Annotated in this window: 22 protein-coding genes; 11 read left to right on the top strand and 11 right to left on the bottom strand. The window is 72.6% G+C overall.

From position 1 onward, the window contains the following. Positions 1–47 precede the first annotated feature (47 nt). Both cobT and ACIP4Z_RS00590 read right to left on the bottom strand, forming a co-directional pair. Complete coding sequence (gene cobT, locus ACIP4Z_RS00595; protein WP_401303871.1) at positions 48–1,229, bottom strand: nicotinate-nucleotide--dimethylbenzimidazole phosphoribosyltransferase; 1,182 nt, start codon at positions 1,227–1,229, stop codon at positions 48–50. Positions 1,230–1,988: 759 nt separating this feature from the next. Beyond that, positions 1,989–3,173, bottom strand: a complete 1,185-nt coding sequence (locus ACIP4Z_RS00590; protein WP_391159828.1) for a bifunctional adenosylcobinamide kinase/adenosylcobinamide-phosphate guanylyltransferase — start codon at positions 3,171–3,173, stop codon at positions 1,989–1,991. 188 nt (positions 3,174–3,361) lie between these two features. Here ACIP4Z_RS00590 and ACIP4Z_RS00585 point away from each other — a divergent pair, with 188 nt between their 5' ends. After that, positions 3,362–3,571 carry a hypothetical protein gene (locus ACIP4Z_RS00585; RefSeq protein ID WP_355334309.1) on the top strand — a complete coding sequence of 70 codons (210 nt, stop codon included), beginning with the start codon at positions 3,362–3,364 and terminating at the stop codon, positions 3,569–3,571. Positions 3,572–3,651: 80 nt separating this feature from the next. Here ACIP4Z_RS00585 and ACIP4Z_RS00580 read toward each other — a convergent pair whose 3' ends face one another. From ACIP4Z_RS00580 to ACIP4Z_RS00570, 3 genes are all read right to left on the bottom strand, one after another. Then, complete coding sequence (locus tag ACIP4Z_RS00580; protein WP_401303867.1) at positions 3,652–4,743, bottom strand: S1C family serine protease; 1,092 nt, start codon at positions 4,741–4,743, stop codon at positions 3,652–3,654. A gap of 241 nt (positions 4,744–4,984) precedes the next feature. Next, on the bottom strand, positions 4,985–5,764 hold the full coding sequence (locus tag ACIP4Z_RS00575) for a methyltransferase domain-containing protein (RefSeq protein WP_391124706.1): 780 nt from the start codon (positions 5,762–5,764) through the stop codon (positions 4,985–4,987). A 238-nt stretch (positions 5,765–6,002) separates the two neighbouring features. Beyond that, a complete protein-coding gene (locus tag ACIP4Z_RS00570; protein WP_355334304.1) occupies positions 6,003–6,584 on the bottom strand; it encodes a DUF3043 domain-containing protein in 582 nt (193 codons plus the stop codon). Between the two features lie 205 nt (positions 6,585–6,789). On the opposite strand from ACIP4Z_RS00570, the gene ACIP4Z_RS00565 reads away from it, so the two are divergent. From ACIP4Z_RS00565 to ACIP4Z_RS00550, 4 genes are all read left to right on the top strand, one after another. Further along, positions 6,790–7,581: a PspA/IM30 family protein gene (locus tag ACIP4Z_RS00565; RefSeq protein ID WP_355334301.1), complete on the top strand. Its 792-nt coding sequence runs from the start codon at positions 6,790–6,792 to the stop codon at positions 7,579–7,581. Between the two features lie 156 nt (positions 7,582–7,737). Continuing rightward, positions 7,738–8,016, top strand: a complete 279-nt coding sequence (locus ACIP4Z_RS00560) for a hypothetical protein (protein WP_188282672.1) — start codon at positions 7,738–7,740, stop codon at positions 8,014–8,016. Between the two features lie 89 nt (positions 8,017–8,105). Beyond that, positions 8,106–9,539 (top strand): sensor histidine kinase, encoded by a 1,434-nt coding sequence (locus ACIP4Z_RS00555; RefSeq protein WP_401303863.1) that lies wholly within the window; start codon positions 8,106–8,108, stop codon positions 9,537–9,539. After that, a complete protein-coding gene (locus ACIP4Z_RS00550) occupies positions 9,536–10,246 on the top strand; it encodes a response regulator (RefSeq protein WP_391124074.1) in 711 nt (236 codons plus the stop codon). The genes ACIP4Z_RS00555 and ACIP4Z_RS00550 overlap by 4 nt, the downstream gene beginning before the upstream one ends. A gap of 88 nt (positions 10,247–10,334) precedes the next feature. Here ACIP4Z_RS00550 and ACIP4Z_RS00545 read toward each other — a convergent pair whose 3' ends face one another. Together ACIP4Z_RS00545 and nadA are read right to left on the bottom strand one after the other, a co-directional pair. Next, positions 10,335–11,213: a GNAT family N-acetyltransferase gene (locus ACIP4Z_RS00545; protein ID WP_401303859.1), complete on the bottom strand. Its 879-nt coding sequence runs from the start codon at positions 11,211–11,213 to the stop codon at positions 10,335–10,337. A 22-nt stretch (positions 11,214–11,235) separates the two neighbouring features. Further along, a complete protein-coding gene (nadA, locus tag ACIP4Z_RS00540) occupies positions 11,236–12,408 on the bottom strand; it encodes a quinolinate synthase NadA (protein WP_401303856.1) in 1,173 nt (390 codons plus the stop codon). A gap of 269 nt (positions 12,409–12,677) precedes the next feature. Between nadA and ACIP4Z_RS00535 the strand changes: the two genes are divergently transcribed. Then, complete coding sequence (locus ACIP4Z_RS00535) at positions 12,678–13,031, top strand: iron-sulfur cluster assembly accessory protein (protein WP_188281477.1); 354 nt, start codon at positions 12,678–12,680, stop codon at positions 13,029–13,031. 107 nt (positions 13,032–13,138) lie between these two features. Here the strand turns inward: ACIP4Z_RS00535 and ACIP4Z_RS00530 are convergent, their stop codons facing one another. Together ACIP4Z_RS00530 and ACIP4Z_RS00525 are read right to left on the bottom strand one after the other, a co-directional pair. Further along, on the bottom strand, positions 13,139–14,773 hold the full coding sequence (locus ACIP4Z_RS00530) for a hypothetical protein (RefSeq protein WP_401303853.1): 1,635 nt from the start codon (positions 14,771–14,773) through the stop codon (positions 13,139–13,141). Between the two features lie 143 nt (positions 14,774–14,916). Continuing rightward, positions 14,917–15,174 carry a hypothetical protein gene (locus tag ACIP4Z_RS00525; protein WP_401303850.1) on the bottom strand — a complete coding sequence of 86 codons (258 nt, stop codon included), beginning with the start codon at positions 15,172–15,174 and terminating at the stop codon, positions 14,917–14,919. 136 nt (positions 15,175–15,310) lie between these two features. On the opposite strand from ACIP4Z_RS00525, the gene ACIP4Z_RS00520 reads away from it, so the two are divergent. Further along, positions 15,311–16,291 carry a carbohydrate kinase family protein gene (locus ACIP4Z_RS00520; protein WP_355334284.1) on the top strand — a complete coding sequence of 327 codons (981 nt, stop codon included), beginning with the start codon at positions 15,311–15,313 and terminating at the stop codon, positions 16,289–16,291. A gap of 21 nt (positions 16,292–16,312) precedes the next feature. Here ACIP4Z_RS00520 and ACIP4Z_RS00515 read toward each other — a convergent pair whose 3' ends face one another. Beyond that, a complete protein-coding gene (locus tag ACIP4Z_RS00515) occupies positions 16,313–17,701 on the bottom strand; it encodes an aminotransferase class V-fold PLP-dependent enzyme (RefSeq protein ID WP_355334282.1) in 1,389 nt (462 codons plus the stop codon). Between the two features lie 248 nt (positions 17,702–17,949). Here ACIP4Z_RS00515 and coxB point away from each other — a divergent pair, with 248 nt between their 5' ends. The 4 genes from coxB (at position 17,950) to ACIP4Z_RS00495 (ending at position 22,538) form a co-directional block, all read left to right on the top strand. After that, entirely contained in the window at positions 17,950–18,942 is a 993-nt protein-coding gene (coxB, locus tag ACIP4Z_RS00510) for a cytochrome c oxidase subunit II (RefSeq protein WP_188281474.1), read from the top strand. Beyond that, positions 18,939–20,696, top strand: a complete 1,758-nt coding sequence (gene ctaD / locus ACIP4Z_RS00505) for a cytochrome c oxidase subunit I (RefSeq protein WP_355334278.1) — start codon at positions 18,939–18,941, stop codon at positions 20,694–20,696. Before coxB ends, ctaD begins: the two co-directional genes overlap by 4 nt. Beyond that, a complete protein-coding gene (locus ACIP4Z_RS00500; protein WP_188281472.1) occupies positions 20,693–21,091 on the top strand; it encodes a cytochrome c oxidase subunit 4 in 399 nt (132 codons plus the stop codon). The genes ctaD and ACIP4Z_RS00500 overlap by 4 nt, the downstream gene beginning before the upstream one ends. 169 nt (positions 21,092–21,260) lie before the next feature. After that, positions 21,261–22,538 (top strand): Ig-like domain-containing protein, encoded by a 1,278-nt coding sequence (locus tag ACIP4Z_RS00495; protein WP_355334275.1) that lies wholly within the window; start codon positions 21,261–21,263, stop codon positions 22,536–22,538. Positions 22,539–22,554: 16 nt separating this feature from the next. Here the strand turns inward: ACIP4Z_RS00495 and ACIP4Z_RS00490 are convergent, their stop codons facing one another. Continuing rightward, a complete protein-coding gene (locus tag ACIP4Z_RS00490) occupies positions 22,555–22,980 on the bottom strand; it encodes a hypothetical protein (RefSeq protein ID WP_355334273.1) in 426 nt (141 codons plus the stop codon). Positions 22,981–22,988: the final 8 nt, after the last annotated feature.

Here is a 22,988-nt window from a genome sequence, read left to right as displayed (position 1 = left end):
GGCCGCTCGCACCTCGGCGGGGACGGTTCCGCCGAGGGGCTTTTCGGTTACGAGGCGGGGTCGGCTTCCGGCTGCGGCGCCGGCGCTGTCTCGGCCTTTGCCTGCGGTTCTGCCTCTTCGGGGTCCTTGGCTTCCTCGGTGTCCTCGGTGTCCTCGGCGTCCTTCTCCGGCTCCGGGGCCGGCTTCTCCGCCGGGTACGGGAGTTCGGCCGACAGCGCCGCCGCGGCCTGGAGGAGGGGGAGGGCCAGCAGGGAGCCGGCCGCGCCGCCGAGGTGCACGCCCTGGTCGAGCAGCGGTTCGAGGGAGATCCGGTCCAGCGCCTTCGCCTGGCCCGGCTCGCCGCTGGCGTGACCCGCCAGCCACCAGTCCGGCGCCCGGAAGGCGATCCGCTGGGCGACCAGCGCGCACGCGGCGCTGACGACTCCGTCGAGGACCACCGGGAGCTTGCGGACCGCCGCCTGGAGCAGGAAGCCGGTCATCGCGGCGAAGTCGGCGCCGCCGACCGCGGCCAGCAGCGCGAGCTGGTCGCCGAGGACCGGGCGGGCCCGGCGCAGCGCGTCACGGATCGCGGCGCACTTGCGCATCCACGCGAGGTCGTCGATGCCGGAGCCGCGGCCGGTGACGACGGAGGCGTCCGTGCCGCACAGCGCCGCGATCAGTACGGCGGCGGGCGTCGTGCCGCCGACGCTCAGGTCGCCGAGGAGTACGAGGTCCGTGCCGGAGTCCGCCTGCTCGTCCGCGACGGTCATGCCGACCCGGAACGCCTGCTCGGCCTCTTCCCGCGTCAGCGCGTCCTCGATGTCGATCCGGCCGGAGCCGCGGCGCACGCGGTGCGCCGTCACGTAGTCCGGCAGCTCGGACGGGTCGCAGTCCAGCGCCATGTCGATGACGTCGACGTGCGCGCCGTACTGGCGCGCCAGCACGCTGGCCGGTGCGGTGCCGTCCAGCACCGCCTTCACCAACTCGGTGGCCGTACCGGCCTTCCGCGCCGACACCTCCAGCGAGGCCACGCCGTGGTCGGCCGCGAAGATCAGCGCGCGCGGCGCCGCGATCGGCCCGGTCGGCACCTCGCCGCGCACCGCCGCCAGCCAGTCCGCCAGCTCGGCCGGTTTCCCCAGCCCTCCCGCCGGACGCACCAGCTTCTGCCAGCGCTCCTGCGAGTCGCGTCGAACCCCAGCGTCGGGCCGCTCCACGAGGGAGCCGAAGTCGTCCAAGTCGATGCCGCTCACCCGTGGAACCCTACCGGTCGCCTCGCCGGCGTGGCCTCACGGGTTCACCGCGCCGCTAGAAGGTCGGTTCGCCGTCCGCGCGAAGGACGGTGCGCCCCGTCAGGGGCGCGGGGAACTGCGCGGCCGGCACCCACCGGCCCGGTGGTCGGGGTACATCCGAACTGCCCCGCCGGGCCGGTGGTGACGTGCGGGAGCGTGGTGGCTGGTGGCGCAGTTCCCCGCGCCCCTAAAGACATGTGGCTGGCGCCCGGACAAGAGACGGTGCGCCTCGTGGGGGGCGCGGGGAACTGCGCGGGCGACCCACCATCGGCGGGTGGTCCGGGGACGGCCGCATTGCCCCGCCGGGGTGGGTGGTGTCGTGCGGGAGCGTGGTGGCTGGTGGCGCAGTTCCCCGCGCCCCTAAAGACATGTGGCTGGCGCCCGGACGAAAGACGGTGCGCCTCGTGGGGGGCGCGGGGAACTGCGCGGGCGGCACCCACCGGCCCGGTGGTCGGGATACATCCGATCTGCCCCGCCGGGGTGGGTGGTGTCGTGCGGGAGCGTGGTGGCTGGTGGCGCAGTTCCCCGCGCCCCTAAAGACACGTGGCTGGCGCCCGGACAAGAGACGGTGCGCCCCGTGGGGGGCGCGGGGAACTGCGCGGCCGGCCCCCATCGGCGGGTGGTCCGGGGACGACCGATCTGCCCCGCCGGGGCGGGTGGTGACGTGCGGGAGCGTTCCCCGCGCCGCTAGAAGGTCGGTTCGCCGTCCGGGCGAAGGGGTCAGCGGAGGGGGAGGGGGAGGCCGGATACGAGGAGGAGGACGGATTCGGATTCGGCGGCGACGGCGGCGTTGAGACGGCCGAGCTCGTCGCGGAAGAGGCGGCCGGAGGGGTGGGAGGGGACGACGCCGGAGCCGACTTCGTTGGACACGGCGACGACGGTGCGCGGGGTGCGGCGAAAGGCGGCGACGAGCTCGGCGGTACGGCCGCGGACCTCGTCGAGGGAAGCCCCCGGCGCCCAGGCGTCGGCCTTGTCGAGGACGGACGTGAGCCAGAGGCCGAGGCAGTCGATGAGCAGGGGCGGGCCGGGGGCGGTCAGCAGGGGGACGAGGTCGCAGGTCTCCTCGGTGCGCCACGAGGCGGGCCGGCGCTCGCGGTGGGCGGCCACCCGGCGGGCCCACTCGTCGTCGCCGTCGCGAGACCCCCCGGTGGCGACGTAGAGGACCCCGGGGAAACCGGCCAGCCGCCGCTCGGCCTCGGCGGACTTGCCCGAGCGGGCCCCGCCCAGCACGAGGGTCCGGCGCGGGATGTCCGGCACCTCCTGGTAGTCCCCGACGGTCAGCGTCGTACCGTCGGGGACCGCGCGGGCCCCGAGGGCCGCCAGCCGTCGGCCCAGCTCCGGCCGCGGCGGCGCCCCGTGGTCGAGGTGGACGGCGACCACGTCGGTGGTCGGCCCGACGGCGCCCGCGGCGCGCAGCCGGGCGAGGGCGTCCGGCCGTCCGACGGCGTCGAGCAGGACGAGGTCGTACGGCACCTGCCCGTCCGGCGTCCCGGCGGGCGCGCCGCCCGGCGGGAGGTAGAGCACGCGCAGCCCGTCGGGGGACTCGACGGCGTACCCGGTGCCGGGCGCGTCCATGGCGACGGCCTGCACATGGTGCCCGGTGATCAGCGCGAGCCGCTGCCCGTCGGGGACGCGGGTCGGGGCGGGCAGCCCCGGCGGGATCTCCACGGCCGGGCCGTCGTGCGGGTGCGAGAGCAGCACCAAGCGCAGCCCGCCGAGCGTGTGCCCGGCCCGCGCCGCGGCCAGCGCCACCCCGGGCGTCAGGTCGAGCAGCACCACACCGTCCACCAGAACGGCGGTCGCGCCGCGCGCGCCCGCGCCGACGGCGAGCGCGCACGCCGCGCAGGGGCAGTCGGGCAGCGGCAGCCCCTCGGGGCCGCCGGTGCCGAGCAGAGTCAGTTCCACGGGACGATCGTCTCGCGTCCTGCCGCGCCGGGCGCGCGGGGTCCGCCATGCGGAGACTCCCGATACGGCGAGGACTCCCGATACGCTGCGGTGCAGGCGGCACGCGCCCGGTGATCCCCGCAGCTCGCGGCGGCGGGAACGGGAGTGCGGGCGGCACGGTGGACCGACGGGACCGAGGAGAGACACACATGGCGTGGACGTGGCGGTTCGAGAAGGCCGACGGCACCGAGGTGCAGCCCGCGGTGCAGCCCGAGGAGTTCACCACACAGGGCGACGCGGAGTCCTGGGTGGGCGAGGTCTGGAAGGAACTGCTGGAAGGCGGCACCGACCAGGTCCACCTCTTCGACGGCGACACCAAGATCTACGGCCCGATGAGCCTGCACGGCGACGAGGACTGACCTCGGGGCCTGTCCGGAACGACGGCGGTGCCGCACCCGCGCACGGGGTGCGGCACCGCCGTCGTCATGCCGTACCGCGCTCACAACGAGCCCAGCGTGACCTCCACGGTCTTCGCCGCCCCGTCCTGCTCGTAGCCGACCCGCACCTTGTCGCCCGGCTTGTACGAGGCCAGCGCCTCCGTCAGCGTCTGCGCCGTGGTGATCGGCGTCGAGCCCAGCTTGGTGATCACGTCGCCAGTTTTGAGCCCGGCCTTCTCGGCGGCGCCCCCTTTGGTCACCGAGACGATCGCGGCGCCCGCGGGCTGGAGCCCGTTGTCCACGACGCCGCGCACGGTGATGCCGAGCGCCGCCCGGCCGGAGTCCACGACCTTGCCGTCCTTGATGATCTGGCCGGCGATCCGGGTGACCGTCGAGGACGGGATCGCGAAGCCGATGCCGGGCGCCGAGCCGCTGCCGAGCTGCGGGTCGGTCGCGGCCAGCGTCGGGATGCCGATGACCTGGTTGGCGAGGTTCACCAGCGCGCCGCCGCTGTTGCCCGGATTGATGGACGCCGAGGTCTGCACCATGTCGGGGATGGTCGCGCCGGTCCCGCCGCCCGTGGCGCCCTCGCTGACCGTGCGGCCGGTCGCCGACACGATGCCCTCGGTGACGCTGCTCGACAGCCCCAGCGGATTGCCCATCGCCAGCACGATCTGGCCGACCGCCACCTTCGAGGAGTCCGCGAAGCTCGCCGGGTGCAGACCGCTCGGCGGCGACGACAGCCTGATCACGGCCAGGTCCTCGGCCGGGTAGGTCGCCACCAGGGTCGCGGCCAGCGCCTTGCCGCCGGTGGCCAGATTGACCTGGAAGCTCTTCGCGGTGCCGACCACATGGGCGTTCGTGACGATGTCGCCCTTGTCGTCGTACACGACCCCGGAGCCGAGGTCGGAGTTCGTCGTGATCTGCACGACCGACGGCAGCACGTTCTTCACGGTGTTCTCGTACGACGTCTGGAGGTCGTTGCTCCCCGACGAGGACGTGTCGGCCGCGGGCGCCACCGTGGCGGGGGCCGACCTCGCCGCCGAGCCGGAGTCGGAGCTGCAACCGGAGGCCAACATCGCCGTCGCGCAGACGGCGGCGGCGCCGGGCAGCAGGAACCGGGTGCGGTGCCAAGGGGTACGCGATCCACTCATGCCTGAATTGTCACGTTTGCGGCTGCCCCTGACCCGGCCCGCACGGCCAAACGGGTCTCGCCCCCGCCGGGACACCGCCCTCCGCCCGGGCCTCCCCGCGGGACCTCACTCGGGCCCCCACCCGGGACCTCACTCGGGCCCCCACCCGGGACCTCACTCGGACCTCCCCGCGGCCATAACGCGGATCTCCGTACGGGCCTCCACGCGGACCTCCGTGCGGACAACCTTCACGCAGGCGCGGTCAGCAGCGCACGCCGCACAGGTGCAGCAGCGCGGCCACCGCGCGGTACGGATCGGTCCGCCCGGCGGCCTCCTCCGCGTCGAGCAGCTGGGCCAGCTCGTGCGGGTCCTGCGGAGGGCGCGCGCCGTCCGGCGCGGTGTCGGTGAAGACCCGCACCCCGTACCACGCCTGGAGGGGCACACCGATCCCGGCGAGCGTCGCCGTGAGGCGTTCGCGCCGGTCGGCGCGGGTGGTCAGGCCGAGCCGGTTGGTGTAGCCGGTGGCGCCGACCGCGCCCAGGGCGCCCGACCAGTCGCCGAGCAGCCCCGGCCGCATGGCCAGCGCGTCGCCGTTCCGCACCAGCAGCGAGAGCAGGCCGCCGGGGGCCAGCACCCTGGCGAGCGCGGCGAGCAGCGGCTCGGGGTCGGGCACGTACATGAGCACGCCGTGGCAGAGCACGACGTCGAAGCAGGCGGGCCCGAAGTGGCGGCCGGTCTGGCGGCCGTCGCCGCGCAGCAGCGCCATCCGGTCGCGTACGTCCTGCGGCTCGGCGGCGACCGCGGCCCGCAGGGCGGTGAGCATCGCCGGGTCGGACTCCAGACCGGTCACGATGTGGCCCGCGCGGGCCAGCCGCAGCGCCTGGGTGCCCTGGCCGGGGCCGATGTCCAGCACGCGCAGCGACCGCTGGTGCCGTGCGTGGGCGCCGCCGCTGGGCGGGAAGTGCGCGGTGAGGCGCTCGTCGAGCTGGCGCGAGACCAGCTCCTGCCTGACGGTGTTGCGCAGGCCGTCGAGCCCGGCCAGCCAGTTGCCCGCGCCGCCGGAGAAGCCGCCCGCGCCGGGCGGCTCCGCGGCGGGAACCGGGGGCGGGACGGGCACACCGGCGGCCGGAGTCCCGAAGCCGTACGCGCCGGCCGGATACGCCGACCCGTACGGCGTCACCGCGCCGAAGGACCCGGCGGACGGGTCGTCCCCGCCCGGAGCGGGCGGACCGAAACCGGCGGCGTCGGCCGCCCTCGCGTCGTTCAGGATCCGCCGCCGTTCAGAGCTGGTCGCCGCGCTGCACCTGCGGCTTGGGCAGCCGCAGACGGCGCATCTGGAGGGTGCGCATCAGCCCGTAGGCGACGGCGCCCTTGTGGCTCTTGTCGGGGAGCCGCTTGCGCAACTGCTGGCGCAGCCGGAACGCGGTGACGAACGAGTCGACCACGATCGCCACGATCACGACCAGCCACAGCAGCAGCGACAGGCTCTGGAGGGAGCCGATGATGCTCATCACGAGGATCAGGACCGCGACCGGCAGGAAGAACTCGGCCACCCGGAACCGCGAGTCGACGTAGTCGCGGGTGAACTTGCGCACCGGCCCCTTGTCCCTGACCGGCAGATACCGCTCGTCGCCACCGGCCAGCGCCTGGCGCTGCTTGGCCATCTCGGTGCGGCGGGCGTCGCGGGCCTGCCGCGTGGCCGCCTTGCGGTCGGTCGGCGCGGTGACGGCCTTGCGGCGCTGGCTCTGGGCCTCACTGCGCTTCGGAGTGGGGCGACCCTTGGGAGCCTGCGGGTCACGTACCTGGTCCTCGATCACCGCGGTGGTCGAGACCTGCTCATCTTCGGAACGACGTCGGAACACACCTCCAGGTTACGTGGTTCCCGGGCCCGGCCCCAGCCCCTCACCTACTCCTTGGGCCTGAGGTCACCGAACCGTGATCGTCCCTACGGATGACCGCATCCGCACCCGAACAGTGCGGTAATGGAACCGGGGCCCGTAGGCTGGGGTCTGTAGAGGTGCTGAGGCATGCTGGAGCAGTTGCCGGAGAAGGGGGCGCGCGAGGCCCATGAGCGGTGTCATGAAGCGGATGGGACTGATTTTCCGCGCGAAGGCCAACAAGGCCCTGGACAGGGCCGAGGACCCGCGCGAGACGCTCGACTACTCGTACCAGAAGCAGCTCGAACTGCTGCAGAAGGTACGGCGGGGCGTGGCGGACGTCGCCACCTCCCGTAAGCGGCTCGAATTGCAGCTCACGGAGTTGCAGAAGAAGTCGTCGACCTACGAGGACCAGGGGCGCAAGGCGCTGGCGCTGGGCCGTGAGGACCTGGCCCGCGAGGCGCTGTCGCGCCGGGCCGCCCTCCAGCAGCAGGTCGCCGACCTGGAGACGCAGCACACCACGCTCCAGGGCGAGGAGGAGAAGCTCACGCTCGCCTCCCAGCGGCTCCAGGCCAAGGTGGACGCCTTCCGCACGAAGAAGGAGACCATCAAGGCCACGTACACCGCGGCCCAGGCGCAGACCCAGATCGGCGAGGCGTTCTCCGGCATCTCCGAGGAGATGGGCGACGTCGGCATGGCGATCCAGCGTGCCGAGGACAAGACCGAGCAGCTCAGGGCCCGCGCGGGCGCTCTCGACGAGCTGCTGGCCTCGGGCGCGCTCGACGACCCGAGCGGTCTGGCCAAGGACGACATCCAGTCCGAGCTCGACCGTCTCTCCGGCGGCAGCGACGTCGAGCTGGAGCTCCAGCGGATGAAGGCCGAGCTGGCCGGCGGCAGCGCGCCGCAGGCGATCGAGGGCGGGCAGGGCGGTCAGGCCGCCAAGCCCGAGCCGCAGGACACCCCGCGGTTCGACAAGCAGTAGGTCTCACCGGCAGGAGGTCATGACCGGCGGTAGGTCGTGACCAGCGGTGGATGTGGACTGCGGTGGACGTGGACAGGACGCGCGCCGCAGGGGTACGCAGGACAGGCAGGCTCGGCCGCCGGGCGGCACGTCAGCAGGGTTACGGAGGAGGCCGTCATGATCGTACGGATCATGGGGGAGGGCCAGGTCGGGCTCGACGAGAGCCATCTCGGCGAGCTGAACAAGCTGGACGACGAGCTGCTCGCCGAGGTCAGGAACGGGGACGAGGAGGGCTTCCGGCGCACGCTGGGCGCCCTGCTCGACGCGGTCCGCCGCTTCGGCGAGCCGGTGCCCGACGACTCCCTGGAGCCGTCGACGCTGATCCTGCCGTCGCCGGACGCGAGCCTCGAAGAGGTCCGTGAACTGCTCAACGACGACGGACTGATCCCGGGCTGAGGGCGGGGCACCGGGCGGGTACGGGGCGCGCCGGGCTTCCCGTACCGTTGCCTACCGTGCAGTATCCGCTTCCGCCGAGGAATCCTCTCGTGGGCCCCAGCCGTTGGCTGCGGGCGCATCAGGGGACGGCTGACGCGGGTCTCGCCGCCCTCGTCTTCGCGGTGATCCTGGCCGGCACGGTGGCCGGGATCCAGACGTACCGGCTCGGCCTGGTCGACACCGCGCTCGCGGCGCTGGCCTGCGGGTCGCTCGTCCTGCGCCGCCGCGTCCCGTGGGCGGTGCTGGTCTTCACCTGTGTGCTCTCCGCGGTCTTCATCGCGCTGCGCCCGGTGGACGGCCGGATCCCGGTGATCTTCGCGGTGGCCCTCGCCCTGTGCACCGTCGCCGCCCGCACCGACCGGCACACCACCTGGGTGACCGGCCTGCTGGTCAGCGTCGGACTGACCGCGCTGGCCATGTCCTGCGGTCCGGGGCCCTGGTACGGGCAGTCCAACTTCGGCGTCTTCGCCTGGACGGGCATGGCCGCGGCGGCCGGTGACGCGGCCCGCAGCCGCCGCGCGTACGTCGCCGCCGTCGAGGAACGGGCGCTGCGCGCGGAACGCAGCCGCGAGGAGGAGGCCAGGCGGCGGGTGGCGGAGGAACGGATGCGGATCGCCCGCGAGCTGCACGACGTGGTCGCCCACCACATCGCCCTGGTCAATGTGCAGGCCGGGGTCGCCGCGCACGTCATGGACAGCAGGCCCGACCAGGCCAAACAGGCCCTCGCGCACGTCCGCGAGGCGAGCCGGTCCGCCCTGCACGAACTGCGCGCCACCGTCGGCCTGTTGCGCCAGTCGGGAGAGCCCGAGGCGCCGATGGAACCGGCGCCGGGCCTCGCCGTCCTCGATCAGCTCCTCGACGGCTTCCTGCGCGCCGGGCTGCGCGTCACCGTCGAATGCGCGGTCGACGGCCACGAGGTGCGCGAGGACGCGCGTGCCGGGCCGGGGGAACGGGGCGGGAGCGCGGCGGACGACCCGGCCGTGCCGCCGCTGCCCGCCAGCGTCGACCTCACCGCGTACCGCGTGATCCAGGAGTCCCTCACGAACGTGCAGAAGCACGCGGGCCCCGGCGCGGGCGCCGTCGTCCGCATCCGCCGTGAGCCGGGCGTGCTCGAAGTCGTGGTGGACGACGACGGCGCGCCCGGCGAGGCCGCCTCGCTGCTGCCCTCCGGCGCGCTGCCGGGGCCCCGGCGCGGCAGCGGTGCAGGCGGCACGGGCAGTACGGGCGGCGCGGGCGGTGCGGGCGGCGCGGGCGGTACCGGGGACGGCGGCCCGCTGTGTCCCGCCGATCCGCACGACGGCGCCCCCGGCGGCCACGGCCTGCTCGGCATGCACGAACGGGCCAGCGCCCTCGGCGGCATGTGCCGCACCGGCGCCCGCCCCGGCGGCGGCTTCCGCGTCTGGGTCCGGCTCCCGCTCTCCACGCCCCCGCACCCGGCCGCCGCCCCGGCCGTCCCGCCGCGCGCCCAGGGGAGCGCCGGATGATCGGCACCGGCCGCCTCGCCGACGAGCGCGCGCGGGGACCGCTGCGCGTCGTCCTCGCCGACGACCAGGCCCTGCTGCGCGGCGCGCTGCGCGTCCTGGTGGAGTCCGAGCCCGACATGGAGGTGGTCGGGGAGGCCACCGACGGCGCGGAGGCGGTCGAACTGGCCAGGACCGCAAGCCCCGACGTGGTGCTGATGGACATCCGGATGCCCCGTACCGACGGCCTCGCCGCCACCCGCGAGATCACCGCCGACCCGGAGCTGACCGGGGTCGCGGTGCTGGTGCTGACCACCTTCGAGGCCGACGAGTACGTGGTGCAGGCGATCCTCGCGGGGGCCGCGGGCTTCCTCGGCAAGGGCGCGGAGCCCGAGGAACTGCTCGGCGGCATCAGGACGGTGGCGGCGGGGGACGCGCTGCTGTCGCCGTCCGCGACCAAGAGCCTGATCGCGCGTTTCGTGTCGCAGCAGATCGACGCCGGGGTCCGTACGGTCGCCGGTCTCGACGCGCTGACCGTCCGGGAGCGGGAGGTGCTGATCGAGGTGGCGGGCGGGCTGTCCAACGCGGCCATCGCGGCGCGCCTCGGCGTCAGCCCGCTCACCGTCAAGACCCACATCAACCACACCATGGCCAAGCTCGCCGCCCGCGACCGCGCCCAACTGGTCGTCGCCGCCTACGAGTCGGGCCTGGTCCGCCCCCACCCCCGCTGACCGCGCCCCCCTGCCGGGCCCGTCGTCCGCCCCGCCACCACCCGCCCCGCCACCGCCCGCCCGCAGCGGAGCCGCCTCGTCAGACTCCTCAGAGGAAGGTCTCCGAGGGGATGTACGGCATCGGCGGGCGCATGCCGCGCAGGCAGACGAATCCGGCGTTGGCGATCTCCAGGCCGGCGGCGATCCCGACGTCCAGGGCCCAGTCCTGCTCGGCGGTCAGCCGGTCGACGCGGGCGGTCTCGCCCTCGGGGACGCTCAGCAGCGCGGCGGTCAGGAGGCGGGAGGCAAGACGCCGCGAGGTGGCGGCGATCAGCTCGACGCTGCCGCCGCGCAGGTAGCAGTAGCCGCTGCCCGCGAGGTCGTCGACCACGAACAGCCGGTGGTGGCGCAGCAGTTCCTCGTGGTCGGCGCCGTGCGCGCCGCCCCGGGTCCTGCGGTCGAGGGAGTCCAGCAGGTCGCGGTGGCGGGCGGTGCCCTCGTGCACCGCGCCGTCCGGCGGCTTGAGACCGGCCGCGTCCACCGGGCCCGTGAGCCGCATCGCGGGGTGCAGCGTGAAACCGGCCCTGCGGTACGTACGGGCCGCCACCGGGTGCCGCGAGCCGCAGATGATGCCGCGCAGGCACGCCCTGCCGTGCACCAACGCCCGCGCGAGCAGCGCCTTTCCGACGCCCTTGCCCTGCGCGCCGGGCACCACGGCCAGCAGCGACAGGCCCCAGGTGCCCTCGCGCCGGGTGGACAGCGCGACCCCGACCGGGCCCGCCGTCCCGTCCTCGATCAGCCAGCAGCCGCCGGGGTCGCTGCGCGCCAGGTGCCGGGTGGTGCTGTGCTGTCTGGCGATCTCCGCGACCGGTAACGGCCCTTGCGGCGCCTCGCCCTTCAGCACGTGCGAGGCGCCGAAGGCGGCGGACGAGATCACCCGCACGACTTCGGCGTCCTCCTCGTCGTCACGTACCGGTCGAAGGATCACGCGTCCATCATCGCGCCGCGCGTTACGGCAGGGCCAGCATCTGCTCCAGTGCCAGCTTCGCGAAGTGCTCGGTCTCCGCGTCGACCTGGATGCGGTTGACGAGCTTGCCGTCGGCCAGCGACTCCAGTGTCCACACCAGGTGCGGCAGGTCGATCCGGTTCATCGTCGAGCAGAAGCAGACGGTCTTGTCGAGGAAGACGATCTGCTTGTCGGGGTGGGAGTTGGCGAGCCTGCGCACCAGGTTCAGCTCGGTGCCCAGCGCCCACGCGGAACCGGCGGGGGCCTCGTCCAGCATCGTGATGATGTGCTCGGTCGAGCCGACGTAGTCCGCCGCCGCGACCACCTCGTGCTTGCACTCGGGGTGCACCAGGACGTTGACGCCGGGTATCCGGGCGCGGACGTCCTCGACCGACTCCAGCGAGAAGCGACCGTGCACCGAGCAGTGGCCGCGCCACAGGATCATCTTGGCCGCGCGGAGCTGCTCGACGGTCAGACCGCCGTTCGGCTTGTGCGGGTTGTAGACGACGCAGTCGTCCAGCGAGAAGCCCATGTCGCGTACGGCGGTGTTGCGGCCGAGGTGCTGGTCGGGGAGGAAGAGCACCTTCTCGCCCCGCGAGAAGGCCCACTCCAGCGCGCGCCGGGCGTTGGACGAGGTGCAGATGGTGCCGCCGTGGCGGCCGGTGAAGGACTTGATGTCGGCGGAGGAGTTCATGTACGACACCGGCACGGTGACGTCGGCGACGCCCGCCTCGGCGAGCACGTCCCAGCACTCCGCGACCTGCTCGGCGCTGGCCATGTCGGCCATCGAGCAGCCCGCGGCGAGGTCGGGCAGGATGACCTGCTGCCGCTCCGAGGTGAGGATGTCGGCCGACTCGGCCATGAAGTGCACACCGCAGAAGACGATGTACTCGGCCTCCGGCCTGGCGGCGGCGTCCCGCGCGAGCTTGAAGGAGTCGCCGGTGACGTCCGCGAACTCGATCACCTCGTCGCGCTGGTAGTGGTGGCCGAGGATGAAGACCTTGTCGGCGAGGCGGGCCTTGGCGGCGCGGGCGCGCTCCACCAGGTCCGGGTCGGACGGTGCGGGCAGGTCCCCGGGGCACTCGACTCCGCGCTCGCTGCGGGGGTCGGACTCCCGGCCGAGCAGGAGGAGTGCGAGAGGCGTGGGCTGTACGTCCAGCGGTTGCGTCGTGGTCACGGGCCCGTAGCCCTTTCTTTGCAGCGCAGACCTTTTCGTCTACTTGACGTTATCTATGATAGCCCGTTCGTGTCAGATTGACGATGCCGGTTTCGTCAATGTGACGCATTCGCTCTCGCCGCTCCCCGCGCCCTCCCTCGCCGCCGCCGCGGTGTGCGAGCATGGAGGGGAATAAGTCGTAGCGGACCTCGACACGCACGGAATGAATCCGCGCGGTTGCCGGTTAGCAGTCGGTAGCCAGCAGTCCGTACAACCCGGGAGAGAAGCACATGACGGTTCAGGACGAGACCACCACGACGGACGGCATCCTCCTGTCCGACGCTGCCGCCATCAAGGTGAAGACCCTGCTGGAGCAGGAGGGCCGTGAGGACCTCGCTCTGCGCGTCGCCGTCCAGCCCGGTGGCTGCTCGGGACTGCGCTACCAGCTCTTCTTCGACGAGCGCTCGCTCGACGGCGACGTGGTCAAGGACTTCGGCGGCGTCAAGGTCGTCACCGACCGGATGAGCGCCCCGTACCTGGGCGGCGCCTCGATCGACTTCGTCGACACCATCGAGAAGCAGGGCTTCACGATCGACAACCCGAACGCCACCGGCTCCTGCGCCTGCGGCGACTCGTTCAGCTAACCGGTCCGCGGCCGGGCCCACGCCCGGCCGCACCGGAGCACGAAGGCGGCGGCACCCCTGCGAGGGGGTGCCGCCGCCTTCACGTGTGCCCGGCGTACGCGGTGCGCTCAGCGCGCCTTCAGCGGGTGCCCGCTGGAGGTGTCCACGACCGTACGGCCGCCGAGCGGCTTGTCCAGCCTCACCTTCTCGGTGAACTCCTTGGCGAGCGTGACGCACGTGCCGCCCTTGTCGGCCGCGGTCACCGTCACCCGCACCTCGTCCGCCGACTCCGCGGCCTTCGCGCTGTACGTGCTGCACACCCCGCCGTAGAAGGTCAGCGACAGCGTGCCGCCGTCCGCGTGGTACGTGCTCAGACCGACCGTGTGGTGCCGCTGGGCGGGCCCGCTCGGCTGCTCCGGCACGCCGGAGGGCGGCACGGCGGTACCGGTCGCGTCACGCTGGATGTACGCCGGGTCCACCGCGGGCTGCGCCTCCACGCTCGACCGGCTCACACCGGGCTGCGCGACCTCGAAGAGCCAGGACGGCACCAGCACCTGGGCGCCGGACACGTAGTCGAGCGACAGACCGAACTCGGCGCCGCGCACGTCCATCGGATGGCCGTTGCCCGGCACGCACGGCAGCGTGTGGGGGAGCGTCCTGTCCTCGCCGGGCGTGGTCGGCAGGGCGCTCGGCTTCGGCGCGGGCGCCGACTTCGCCGGACAGGCGGCGATCCCGTGATCGGGGTGCATCACCTGCCCGTTGAGGTCCTTCAGCGCCTGCGCGGCGCTCACCACCGGATAGCTGTCGCCCTTGTCGAGCGCCGAGAGGCGGCCGTGCGCCAGCGTGATCAGCCCGTCGGAGCCGACGTCGAGGCCGGTGCTCCAGTTGTGCGTGGGCAGGCCGTCCACGACCGGGTCGGCCGTCACCGCGCGGAGCGCGCCCGCCGTCTCGTGCGCGTCGACCGTGGCGCCCGACAGGCCGAGACCGGCCAGTACGGGCGCGGCCACCGCCTTCGCGCGCTGCTCGGACACCGGCGGCTCGGGCGTCGGCGCCTGCGTCGAGGTCGTACCGCTCGCGGGGGCGGAGGACACCGGTCCGTTCGTGCCGGGACTGCCGGGACTGCCGGCGTTGCTCGAATCGCTGGAGCCCGTGCCGGTGTCGGTGCCGGTCCCCGGTCCGCTCTTCTCCGGGCCGCCGGGGTTCACCGGCCGCGGGGGATAGGCAGGTTCCGCCGGGTTGACGGTGGTCGCGCCGTACCGGCTGTACGACCAGGTGCCCGGCGCGGCCTTGGTGACCAGCAGCGTCGGCCCCGCGCCGTCGCCCGGCCCCACCCGCCACGAGTCGCCCTGCGCGGTGGCCGGGCCGCTCATCCCGAGCAGCTTCGCCAGCCGTTCCGCGTCGGCCGCGACGACCGGACCCTCCCCGCGGTAGACCGCGGCGGAGTCGGGGCCCTTGGGCAGCGAGCCGGTCAGCGTGTACGTGCCGCCGCTCGCCGGACCGCTGCTCGTCCCGTTGTCCGCGCCGCCGCCGTCCGCGCTGCCCGAGCCTTCGCCGGGGGCGTCGTTCAGCCGCAGCGGGGCCGGCCCGGCCTTCGGGTGACCGCCCTCGTTCGCGGTCGCCGCCCAGTACGCCCCGCCGCCACCGGCCAGCAGGACGGCGGCGGCCACCGCCGCCACCAACAGCCGTGGCCGGGGCGCGGACCGCTCGGGGCGGGGCTCTTCCGTCGTCGGGTCCGCGTTGTCGTCGTCGCGTTCGGTGCTCACCGCGTGCTCCTTCGGCTCCGTACGTCAGATGCGGATCTGACGCGGCGGGCCGGATTCCGGTTCCGCCGGGCCCGTTGCGCCGTCCGGGGGAACGGCGACGCGGGCCCCGCCGAAGGGGCCGTTCGTGATACGCCGGACAGGCCCTAGTCGCCGAACTCGGCCATACCGCGCACCACGTGCGCGGACGCGGGCGGGACGACGATGCCGCGCAGGCTGGCGGGGGCGACCACGGCCTGGGCCTTGGCGGCCGGGGTGTGCCAGTGCGCGGCCATCCGGCGGCAGTCGCCGAGCAACTGGTCGAGCGACTCGGGCTCGGCGAGCGGGAACGACGCGGACACCGGAGGCGTGGCCGAAAGGGCGGAAGCGGAGGACGGCACGGGTGCGGCGGGGGTAGACCTCATACCTCGACCCTAGGCACGGGCGGACCATCGAGAAAGCCCTACTATCGGGTAGTTTCGCCGTGTCCGACTGCTACGGCGCACCCGGTAGCGTGGGACGCCTGCTCTTCTCGTCGATCCCCCGCAGGAGCCTGCCGCCGTGCGTATCGCCGTAACCGGATCCATCGCCACTGATCATCTGATGACCTTCCCCGGCCGTTTCGCCGATCAGCTCGTCGCCGACCAGCTCCACACGGTCTCACTGTCCTTCCTCGTGGACGGTCTCGACGTGCGGCGCGGCGGGGTCGCCGCCAACATCTGCTTCGGCATGGGCCAGCTCGGCACCTCGCCGATCCTGGTCGGCGCGGCGGGCAACGACTTCGCCGAGTACCGCGCCTGGCTCCAGCGGCACGGCGTGGACACCTCGTCCGTACGGATCTCCGAGGTGCTGCACACCGCCCGCTTCATCTGCACCACCGACGCCGACCACAACCAGATCGGCTCCTTCTACACCGGCGCCATGAGCGAGGCCCGGCTGATCGAGCTCCAGGCCGTCGCCGACCGCGTCGGCGGCCTCGACCTGGTCTCGATCGGCGCCGACGACCCCGAGGCGATGATCCGGCACACCGAGGAGTGCAGGACCCGCGGCATCCCCTTCGCCGCCGACTTCTCCCAGCAGATCGCGCGGATGGACGGCGACGACATCCGCGTCCTGCTCGAAGGCGCCGCGTACCTCTTCAGCAACGAGTACGAGAAGGGCCTCATCGAGGCCAAGACCGGCTGGAGCGACGAGGAGATCCTGGACCGGGTCGGCACCCGCGTCACCACCCTCGGCTCCCACGGCGTCCGGATCGACCGCAAGGGCGAGGAGCCCGTCCAGGTCGGCTGCGCCGAGGAGCAGACCAAGGCCGACCCCACCGGCGTCGGCGACGGCTTCCGCGCCGGCTTCCTGTCCGGGCTCGCCTGGGGCGTCAGCCTCGAACGCGCCGCGCAGGTCGGCTGCATGCTGGCGACCCTCGTCATCGAGACCGTCGGCACCCAGGAGTACGAGCTGCGCCGCGGCCACTTCATGCAGCGCTTCAGCAAGGCGTACGGCGACACCGCCGCCGAAGAGGTCCGCACGCACCTCGGCGCGCGCTGAACGCTCCCGGATGAGCGCCCGTCAGGCCCTGCGCCGCACCGTGTACGCGGTGCCGCGCTCCGCCGGGCGCTCCCCCAGATAGTCGTGGGCCCGCATCTCGCACCACGCGGGGATGTCGAGCCGGGCGGCCTCGTCGTCGGACAGCACGGTGACGAGGCCGCCGACCGGCACGTCGTCGATGACCCGCGCGAGGTCGATGACCGGGATCGGGCAGAGCTTGCCGAGCGAGTCCACGACCAGAGCGGACTCCCGCGGCTCCCGCCCGCCCTGTCGGCCGGGCCCGGCCGACGCGGCCGACGGCGCGCCCAGCGCCGAGCGGACCTCGGCCACGACCCCCGGCAGCACCGCGAGGAAGCGCTCGACGTCCTCCGCGGCGGTCCCCGGCGGCAGCGACACCCGTACGTTCCCCTCGGAGAGCACACCCATCGCCTTGAGCACATGGCTGGGCGTCAACGTGCTCGACGTGCACGACGATCCGGACGACACCGAGAAACCGGCCCGGTCGAGACCGGTCAACAGCGCCTCGCCGTCGACGTACAGACAGGAGAAGGTGACCAGGTGCGGCAGCCGCAGCGTGCCGTGGCCGACCACCTCCACGTCCGGCACGACCCGCGGCACGCGCGACCTGATCAGGTCCACCAACGCCGTCAGCCGGACGGCCTCCCGCGCCGCCTCCTCGCGCACCGCCCGCAGCGACGCGGCGGCGGCGACGATCGCGGGCAGGTTCTCGAAGCCGGGCGCGCGCCCCGACTCCCGTTCGTCCGCAGGCCCCTGAGGCGCGAAGCGGGTGCCCTTGCGGACCACGAGCAGCCCGACCCCGGACGGCCCGCCCCACTTGTGCGCGCTCGCCGTCAGCAGCGACCACTCGCCCTCGACCCGCCCCCAGCCCAGCGACTGCGCCGCGTCCACCAGCAGCGGCACCCCGGCCGCCCGGCACAGCGCCGCCGCCTCCGCGACCGGCTGCACCGTACCCACCTCGTGGTTGGCGGACTGGAGGCAGGCCAGCGCGGTGTCCGCGCGCAGCGCCGCCGCGAAGTCCGCGGCGGCCACCCGCCCCGACCGGTCGACGCCCACCGTCACCCGTTCGTACGCCTCCGCCGCGTGCAGCACCGACGAGTGCTCGACGGCCGAGACCACCACCTGACGGCCCGTCCGACGGCGGCCCGCCATGGCGCCGGACACACCCGTGTGCACCGCGCGTGTCCCCGAAGGAGTGAAGACCAGTTCGTCGGGGCGGCAGCCGACCGCGTCCGCCGCGGCCTCGCGGGCCGCGTCGAGCAGCAGCCGCGCCCGGCGCCCCTCGCGGTACAGCCGCGCGGGGTCGGCCCACCCCTCGTCGAGGGCGGCGAGCAGCGCCTGCCGGGCGACAGGGTGCAGCGGAGCGGCCGAAGCCATATCGAAATAGGACACCTCAGCACGCTACAACCCGCCCGCGCCGACCGGCCGGGCGCACTGTCAGAAGGCCCCCGGAGTGCGGGATTCCATCCCTTCGGGGTGTGCCCCGGCGCGTTGTACCCCCTCCCCGCGTGACCTCAAATAGCGTCCAGTAGGGTTTGGTCCGCATAAACATCCACACCTAATTGCCCGTGCACGGACCGACCGACCAGCAGGCGGCCGGGCACCCGGACGCTCGGGCGAGACTCTCGGGAAGGCGCTACGTGAGTCCCAACGGCTCCGACCTCCCCCACGGCCAGAACGGCGTGGGAGGTACCCCCTCGTCGCGGCGCCCGGTGCGGCGATGGCTGCCGCGGGCGCTGGCCGCGGGCCTGGTCCTTGCGACCGCCACTGGTTGCTCGTACAAGGACTATCCCCGCCTCGGCATGCCCAGTCCTGCCACGGAACAGGCACCCCGGATCCTCGCGCTCTGGCAGGGCTCCTGGGCCGCCGCGCTGGTGACCGGCTGCCTTGTCTGGGGCCTGATCCTGTGGAGCGTGATCTTCCACCGGCGCAGCCGGACCAAGGTCGAGGTCCCCGCGCAGACGCGCTACAACATGCCCCTTGAGGCCCTGTACACGATCGTCCCGATCATCGTCATCGCGGTGCTGTTCTACTTCACCGCCCGTGACGAGTCGAAGATCCTGGACACCTCCAAGAAGCCGCAGCACGTGATCAACGTGGTCGGCTTCCAATGGAGCTGGGGCTTCAACTACGTCGAGGACGTGGACGGCAACCCGGCGACCCCCACGGGCGTGCCGAAGGAACTGTCCGAGATCCCCGCGAACAAGCTGCTGCTGCCCCCCGGCGCCGAGGGCGTCTACGACGTGGGCACGCCGGCCAGCAGGAACCCGGACACCGGCAACCCCGGTCCGACGCTCTGGCTCCCCAAGGGAGAGAGCGTGCGGTTCGTCCTCACCTCGCGTGATGTCATCCACTCCTTCTGGATCGTTCCGTTCCTGATGAAGATGGACGTCATCCCCGGCCACACCAACGTCTTCGAGGTGACTCCGAGCAAGGAGGGCACCTTCCTTGGCAAGTGCGCCGAGCTTTGCGGTGTGGACCACTCCCGGATGCTCTTCAACGTGAAGGTCGTTTCGCCCGAGGAGTACAAGCAGCACCTCAAGGACCTGGCGGCGAAGGGCCAGACCGGGTACATCCCGGCGGGCATCGCCACCACGGGCAACGCGAAGAACTCGGAGCCCAAGACCACATGAGCATTCTGAACGAACCGCAGGGCGCCGCCGCGGCGGACGACTCCTACGCGGACGAGATCCCGGCACGTCGGCGCAAGCCCGGCTCGGTCATCGTCACGTGGATGAGCACCACGGACCACAAGACGATCGGCTCGATGTACCTCATCACGTCGTTCGCCTTCTTCCTCATCGGCGGCGTGCTCGCGCTGCTGATGCGCGCGGAGCTGGCCCGGCCGGGCAACCAGTACCTGTCGAACGAGCAGTTCAACCAGGCGTTCACGATGCACGGCACCGTGATGCTGCTGATGTTCGCGACCCCGCTCTTCGCGGGCTTCGCGAACTGGATCATGCCGCTGCAGATCGGCGCCCCCGATGTCGCGTTCCCGCGGCTGAACATGTTCGCCTACTGGCTCTACCTGTTCGGCTCGCTCATCGCGGTCGGCGGCTTCGTGACCCCGCAGGGCGCGGCCGACTTCGGCTGGTTCGCGTACTCGCCGCTGTCGGACGCGGTCCGCTCGCCGGGCATCGGCGCCGACATGTGGATCATGGGCCTGGCCCTGTCCGGCTTCGGCACCATCCTCGGCGCGGTCAACTTCATCACCACGATCATCTGCATGCGCGCACCCGGTATGACGATGTTCCGCATGCCGATCTTCTGCTGGAACGTGCTGCTGACCGGTGTCCTCGTCCTGCTGGCCTTCCCGGTGCTCGCCGCCGCGCTGCTCGCCCTGGAGGCCGACCGGAAATTCGGGGCGCATGTGTTCGACGCCGCCAACGGCGGCGCGTTGCTCTGGCAACACCTCTTCTGGTTCTTCGGCCATCCAGAGGTGTACATCATCGCGTTGCCCTTCTTCGGCATCATCTCCGAGGTCATCCCGGTCTTCAGCCGCAAGCCGATGTTCGGCTACATCGGCCTGGTGGCCGCGACGATCTCCATCGCCGGTCTGTCCGTGACCGTGTGGGCGCACCACATGTACGTCACCGGCGGGGTGCTGCTGCCGTTCTTCTCGTTCATGACCTTCCTGATCGCGGTGCCGACCGGTGTGAAGTTCTTCAACTGGATCGGCACGATGTGGAAGGGGTCACTGAGTTTCGAGACCCCGATGCTGTGGTCCATCGGCTTCCTGATCACCTTCGCCTTCGGTGGTCTGACCGGTGTCATCCTGGCGGCGCCGCCGCTGGACTTCCACGTCTCGGACTCGTACTTCGTGGTCGCGCACTTCCACTACGTGGTGTTCGGCACCGTCGTGTTCGCGATGTTCGCGGGCTTCCACTTCTGGTGGCCCAAGATGACCGGCAAGATGCTGGACGAGCGGCTCGGCAAGATCACCTTCTGGACGCTGTTCTTCGGCTTCCACGGCACCTTCCTCGTCCAGCACTGGCTGGGCGCCGAGGGCATGCCGCGCCGGTACGCGGACTACCTGGCGGCGGACGGGTTCACCACGCTGAACACCATCTCCACCATCAGCTCGTTCCTGCTCGGTCTGTCGATACTGCCGTTCCTCTACAACGTGTGGAAGACCGCCAAGTACGGCAAGAAGGTCGAAGTCGACGACCCGTGGGGCTACGGCCGTTCGCTGGAGTGGGCCACCTCGTGCCCGCCGCCGCGGCACAACTTCACCACGCTGCCGCGCATCCGCTCCGAATCCCCGGCGTTCGACCTGCACCACCCGGAGATCTCGGCGATCGACTCGCTCGTCAACCGGGGTCCCGACCAGGCGCTCTCGGGCGTCAGTGGCGACCTGCACCACGACCGTAAGGAGTCCGGTCAGTGAGGGTCCAAGGCAAGATGTTCCTCGGCCTGGCCGTCTTCATCCTGGCCTCGGCCATCGTGTACGGCCTGTGGTCCAAGGAGCCCGCGGGCACCACGGCGCTCTTCCTCGCCTTCGCGCTGAGCACGATGATCGGCTTCTACCTCGCGTTCACCGCGCGCAGGGCCGACACCGGCGCGCAGGACCGGGAGGACGCGGAGGTCGCGGACGACGCCGGCGAGCTGGGCTTCTTCAGCCCGCACAGTTGGCAGCCGCTCGCGCTGGCCACCGGCGGCGCGCTGGCGTTCATGGGCATCATCTTCGGCTGGTGGCTGCTGTTCGTCTCGCTGCCGGTGATCCTGATCGGCGTGTACGGCTGGGTGTTCGAGTACTACCGCGGTGAGAACCGCACCCAGTAGCCGGGCAGGGCGGTGACGCGGCCCCCACGGGACCCGCGTCACCCGGGGAACAGAAGTACGGGCGGGCCCGGACACCGACTCAGGTGTCCGGGCCCGCCCGTTCGCGCGCCCGACCTCTTTTGCACGTATCCACCGAGCGAAATCACCCGGTTGTTCCTAACTTGAGTGCATGAGCCACAATTCTCTACGCCGTAACGCGCTGCGCTGCTCCCTGCTGGTGGCGCCCCTCGCGGTGGGGCTCACCGCTTGTGGCGGCGGCGGCAATCCGCTCGCCGCCACGCCGCACGACGCCGCCGCCAAGGTCGCGTTCGGCTCCGCGGCCGGAGGCAAGGCCGACCCGTCCAAACCACTCCAGGTGACCATCAAGAAGGACGGGAGCCGGATAACCGACGTGACCGCTACGGACGCCGCAGGGCGCTACGTACGCGGCGAACTCGGCTCCGACGGCCTGAGCTGGCACTCGACCGGCGCGCTGGCCGCAGGCGCGCACTACACGGTCCGGGTGAGCACCGAGGACTCCGACGGCCGCCCCGGCCGTAAGACGCTCGGTTTCGACACCACGCCCGCGGACGCGGGACTGCACGTCGCCTTCGGCCCCGACGCGGGTACGTACGGCGTCGGACAGCCGATCACCGCCGAGCTGAGCGTCCCGGTCAAGGACCCGGCGGCCCGCGCCGCCGTCGAGGGCAACCTCAAGGTCAGCTCGACCCCCCAGGCCGCCCCCGGCTCCTGGTACTGGGTCGACGACCGCACCCTGCACTACCGGCCCAGCACGTACTGGCCCGCGGACGCCACGATCGACGTGACCAGCACCCTGAACGGCGTACGCGTCCAGGACGGGCTCTACGGCGGCACCGACAAGTCCCTGGAGCTGCACACCGGCGACCGGGTCGAGGCGCTCACCGACGCGGGCACCCACCAGATGACCTTCAAGCGGAACGGGAAGGTGGTCCGTACGCTCCCCGTCACCACCGGCAAGCCCGGCTTCTCCACCCGCAACGGCGTCAAGGTGGTGCTCGGCAAGGAGCAGTTCGTCCGGATGCAGAGCGAGAGCATCGGCATCGCCGCGGGCAGCTCCGACTCCTACGACCTGCCGGTCTACTGGGCCACCCGGGTGACATGGAGCGGTGAATACGTGCACGCCGCGCCGTGGTCCGAGGGCTCGCAGGGGTACGCCAACGTCAGCCACGGCTGCACCGGCATGAGCATGGACAACGCCCACTGGTTCTTCGACAACGTGCGGCAGGGCGACATCGTCGAGGTCACCCACAGCCTCGGCGACACGATGACGCCGTTCGACAACGGCTTCGGCGACTGGAATCTGAGCTGGGCGCAGTGGAAGAAGGGCAGTGCCCTCGGCGCCGCGGGTCAGTCCGCGGCGACGCAGAACACCGCCACCACCGCCACCGTCTCCAACCCGGCCCGGCTGCGCCCCCAGGCGCTCTGACCGGCCGCCGCGGCGCTCAGTGCGCCGTCGTCGCCACGGCGGTGGTCCTCGGCGCCAGCCTGGCCCGCAGCAGGCCCGCCAGGGACTCGCTGAGGGCGACCGGGTCGACGGGGTGGGCGACCGCCGCGTCGGCCCGGCTCCAGGTCGCCAGCCAGGCGTCCTGGGGACGGCCGATCAGCACCAGCACCGGCGGGCAGCGGAAGATCTCGTCCTTCGCCTGACGGCACACCCCCATGCCGCCGGCGGGGGAGGTCTCACCGTCGAAGACGCAGACGTCGATGCCGCCGCGCTCCAACTCGGTGAGAACCGCGGGCATCGTCGCGCACTCCACGTACTCCACCGGCGGCAGGTCGGCGGCGGGCCTGCGGCCGACGGCGAGCCGGACCTGCTCCCGGGTGTTCGCGTCGTCGCTGTAGACCAGCACCGTGGCGGTCGCCTGCATCGTGGTTC

The organism is Streptomyces sp. NPDC088910, assembly GCF_044749865.1.
In the GTDB taxonomy this organism is placed as follows: domain Bacteria; phylum Actinomycetota; class Actinomycetes; order Streptomycetales; family Streptomycetaceae; genus Actinacidiphila.
This window is presented reverse-complemented; position numbering and strand designations above follow the sequence as displayed.